The organism is Micromonospora orduensis, assembly GCF_006228125.1.
Taxonomy (GTDB): domain Bacteria; phylum Actinomycetota; class Actinomycetes; order Mycobacteriales; family Micromonosporaceae; genus Micromonospora; species Micromonospora orduensis.
Genome location: NZ_VDFY01000040.1, coordinates 1 through 3,804, shown reverse-complemented (window position 1 = coordinate 3,804; position 3,804 = coordinate 1). Strand labels below are relative to the sequence as shown.

Genomic DNA, 3,804 nt, shown 5'->3' with positions numbered 1-3,804 from the left:
CGACCACCCCACCGCCGACCACCCCGCCCCCGACGACGCCGCCGCCGAAGTCGACGTCACTGCACAGGTAGTACGACTGGTCCAGGTGGCTGGCCTGCCAGACGGTGTAGACGATGTGCCGTCCGGTGCGTCCCGGCGCGCTGACCGGGATCTGGATCGAGACACCACCGGTGTCCTGGTTCCACTGCGAGGCCGGGGTGTTACCGATCTGGCCCGCCAACTCCAGGTTCCCCCAGCCGAGCGGTTGGGTGGCCGAGTTGAAGCCCTGCTTGGTCACGTACACCCGGATGTAGTCGGCGCCGTGACTGGCCTGGTCGAAGAAGCGCAGCCGGAAGTTGTTCGACACCGCTGTGGTCTTCCAGGCGCCGACGGTGTCCAGCGCGTTGTAGCGGGGGCTCTGGGTGCGTCCGCCGCTGCACAGTTGGCCGTCGGGGACGGCGGCCTGATGGTTGCCCCCCACACCCTCGCGGAACAGGCCGTTCCAGTTCCACATAGCGGCCGGGTCGGCCTGCCAGGCCTGCCAGCACATCGGGTCCTCGGTGGCCATCCGCGGATTCTGGAAGTCGCTGCCCCAGCGTTGCCAGCAGCTGTAGTTGCGCGAGGGCGGGTCGACGACCGAGCCGTGCGCCGAGGCGGACTGGCCCAGCACGACGGTGATCGCGGTGGTCAGCAGAAGCGTGGCGGCCGCCGCGACGGCGAGCGGCCGGAGCACGCGTGGTGATCGTGCGAGAGTGGACATGGAGCCCCCGGGGGGATGAGGTACGGACGACGATGCCCGAACTGCCGGGAGATGCCCGCTCCCGTGCCTACTCGCTGGCTCCCGCGATGGCTCTACCCGGCACCATGCCAGGCGGATCGTCAGACGTCAATGGCGTCACGGCGCATCGGGGTGTGCGGGATGCCGTCCTCGACGTACTCCGGGCCGCTGACCGCGAAGCCGTGCCGGGCGTAGAACGCGACCAGGTGCGACTGCGCCTCCAGCACGCACGGTCGGTTGCCCACCACCTCCAGCGCCGCCGTCATCAGCCGGCCGGCGTGCCCGCCGCCGCGCGCCGCCGGGGCCGCCACCACGCGGCCGATCCGGGCGGTGCCGGCCGGGTCGGCGAGGATCCGCAGGTACGCCAGCGGCGCGTCGCCGTCGGTGAGCCAGAGGTGCCGGGTGCCCGGCTCCACGTCCCGCCCGTCGAGTTCCGGGTACGGGCAGTTCTGCTCCACCACGAACACGTCGATGCGCAGCTTGAGCAGGTCGTGGAAGGTGCGGGCGGTCAGGTCGGCGAAGGAGGCCGTGTGGATCTCGGTGGTCTGCTGGGGCACCCACCGATGGTAGGCCGGGCCCGTTCACGGGGAGCCCGCCCGGGTCGGCGCCAGGTAGGTGGCGGCGACGGCGGTGAGCAGCAGTACGCCGCCGGCGATGACCGGCAGCGGGAGCGGCTCGCGCAGCAGCGCCACCGCCAGCGCCGCCGCGGTGAGCGGTTCGAGCAGGGTGAGCACGGCGGCGACGCTGCCCGGCGTGGTGCGCAGGCCGGCGTAGAACAGCGCGTACGCCACGGCGGTGGTGACCACGCCGAGGTGCAGCAGCAGCGCCAGGGTGTCGGGGCGTACCGGGACGGCGACGCCGGCGACCAGGGCCAGCGGCAGCAGGGTCAGCGCGCCGACCACTGTGGAGATGGTGGTGAGCGTCATCGGAGCGGCGCGCTGCGACACGTGCCCGCTGATCAGCGTCGTCACCGCATACCCGAGACCGGACCCGGCGGCCGCGAGCAGGCCGAGCAGCGGCGCGGGCGCCGCGGCGGTGGGGTCCGCCGTCGCCCCGGTGATCAGGGCGAGGCCGGCCACCGCGGTGCCGAGCGTCGCGAGGCGCAGCGGGTCGGGGATCCGGCGGGCCCGCAGCGACTCCCAGGTGGCGGCGAGCACAGGTGCCAGGCCCAGGCTGACAACGGTGGCCACGCTGACCCCGGCGAGCGCCACGGCGGCGAAGTAGAGCGCCTGGTAGAGGCCGAGGCCGACGCCGGTGAGCAGCAGCGGTACGGGAGCCGCGCGAAGGGCGGCGACGATGGCGCCGAGTCGACCCGCGGTGCACGCCAGCAGGACGAGCGCGGCGATCGCGAGGCGGTGGAAGCCTATGCTCACCGGGCTGAGCCCGGTGCTTCCGCGCAGGAGTTGCACCGCCACGCCTGTGGTGCCCCACAGCACTCCGGTGACGGTGATCTGGATGAGGCCGGTGCGGGCGTGGCGGGTGGCCGGCGCCGGTGTGACCGGGCGCGCGGTACGGGAGGTGGACACGGATGCGCTCCGAAGGGTGAGCCGTTGACGGGGACGACGTCGACGGAGCGCGTACGGCAGGGCGGCCGGGCGGGGTCAGTCACCCGCTCGGCTGAGGCGCGGCGCTCCGCTCAGGAGCGCGGCGGGGGCAGGACGCCCGGGAACGGCCGCATCGGACGACCGTACCGCAGGGTGTCGCTCAGGCGGGGCGGGCGCCCACGGCGTCGCGGATCTCGGCGCCCTCGGCCCCCTCGACGGTGCGGGCGCAGTGCCCGCAGCAGAAGAAGCGCCCGTTGACCTCGACGCCGTGCCCGACGATCTTGATCTGGCAGTGCTCGCAGATCGGCGCCAACCGGTGGATCGCGCACTCGAACGAGTCGAAGACGTGCACGTCGCCGCTGACGGTGCGCACCTCGAACGCCATCCAGTAGTCGTTGCCGCAGACCTCGCACGTAGCCATCGGAACCCCCCGTATCAGGACATGTGTCTACAGACTTCCTCAGGGTCGTGCCGGGTGGGGCGAAATGTCGGCGTCCGGGCCGCCGGGCGGCGTGTCGGTGCCGGCGTGTCGTCCGTTGTGCCGGGTGAACCCCCGCAACCCCCGGAGGATCGCAGTGATCAAGCGCAACAGACTCTTCGGCAATCAGACCCGGGTCACCTTCTGCCTGCCCCGGGACACCCCGCCCGGCCCGGTGAGCGTGGTGGGCTGCTTCAACGAGTGGGAGCCCGGCCGGCACGAGCTGGTGGCACGCCGCGACGGCACCCGGACGGTGACGGTGAAGCTCCCGCCGGGGGAGTACCGCTTCCGCTACCTCGCCGACGGCGGCGTCTGGCTGGACGACGAGTCGGCCGACGAGGTCGACGACCGGGGCGGCCTGCTCCGACTCTGAGGGAAAACTCGTCACCATCGATGTATTTATCGACCAGGCTCTTTACTGTTAACAAAGTTTAAATTACGTTTGGGGCACCTCACCGCACCTGGAGAAGGAGCTGCCCGATGCGTCGAAGAATCACCGTCCCGCTGGTGGCGGCGGGCGCCGTCGCCGCCACTCTCACCGTCGCCGCCCCCGCGCAGGCACACGGCTACGTCTCCGCCCCACCGAGCCGGCAGGCGCTCTGCGCGCAGGGCCGGGTGCCCGACTGCGGGCAGATCAAGTACGAGCCGCAGAGCGTCGAAGGGCCCAAGGGCCTGAAGAGCTGCAACGCCGGCATCGCCCAGTTCGCCGTCCTCAACGACGACAGCCGCGGCTGGCCGGCCACCTCCGTCGGCTCCTCGCTGACCTTCACCTGGGTCAACACCGCCCGACACGCCACAAGCAACTGGGAGTACTGGATCGGCAACACCCGCGTCGGCGTGGTCAACGGCAACGGCCAGCAGCCGGGCGCGACGGTCTCGCACACCGTCAACCTGGGCGGCTTCTCCGGGCGGCAGAAGATCCTCGCGGTGTGGAACATCTCCGACACCGCGAACGCCTTCTACTCCTGCATCGACGTCCAGATCGGCGGCGGCGGTTCGAACCCGACCCCCACGCCGACGCGGGT

At 71.9% G+C, this 3,804-nt stretch carries 6 protein-coding genes; 2 read left to right on the top strand and 4 right to left on the bottom strand.

Annotated elements, in window-relative coordinates; genetic code table 11:
- The 4 genes from FHG89_RS00365 to FHG89_RS00350 form a co-directional block, all read right to left on the bottom strand.
- Window positions 1-739 (bottom strand): lytic polysaccharide monooxygenase auxiliary activity family 9 protein (locus FHG89_RS00365; protein ID WP_139581867.1); only part of this gene is annotated, 739 nt, incomplete at its 3' end.
- 119 nt (window positions 740-858) lie between these two features.
- The gene (locus FHG89_RS00360; protein ID WP_139581865.1) at window positions 859-1,314 is read right to left on the bottom strand and encodes a GNAT family N-acetyltransferase; all 456 of its coding nucleotides are present in this window, start codon (window positions 1,312-1,314) and stop codon (window positions 859-861) included.
- A 24-nt stretch (window positions 1,315-1,338) separates the two neighbouring features.
- Window positions 1,339-2,283 carry a DMT family transporter gene (locus FHG89_RS00355; protein ID WP_139581864.1) on the bottom strand — a complete coding sequence of 315 codons (945 nt, stop codon included), beginning with the start codon at window positions 2,281-2,283 and terminating at the stop codon, window positions 1,339-1,341.
- Between the two features lie 178 nt (window positions 2,284-2,461).
- Window positions 2,462-2,722: a Prokaryotic metallothionein gene (locus tag FHG89_RS00350; protein ID WP_139581863.1), complete on the bottom strand. Its 261-nt coding sequence runs from the start codon at window positions 2,720-2,722 to the stop codon at window positions 2,462-2,464.
- 154 nt (window positions 2,723-2,876) lie between these two features.
- Here FHG89_RS00350 and FHG89_RS00345 point away from each other — a divergent pair, with 154 nt between their 5' ends.
- Window positions 2,877-3,152, top strand: a complete 276-nt coding sequence (locus tag FHG89_RS00345; RefSeq protein ID WP_139581862.1) for an isoamylase early set domain-containing protein — start codon at window positions 2,877-2,879, stop codon at window positions 3,150-3,152.
- Window positions 3,153-3,259: 107 nt separating this feature from the next.
- Window positions 3,260-3,804: lytic polysaccharide monooxygenase auxiliary activity family 9 protein (locus FHG89_RS00340; protein WP_139581861.1), on the top strand; the 545-nt coding region annotated here is incomplete at its 3' end.

What these genes read in the sequence shown, in the direction of transcription:
- FHG89_RS00350 (WP_139581863.1), bottom strand. Translation starts at nt 2,722, where the DNA reads ATGGCTACGTGCGAGGTCTGCGGCAACGACTACTGGATGGCGTTCGAG.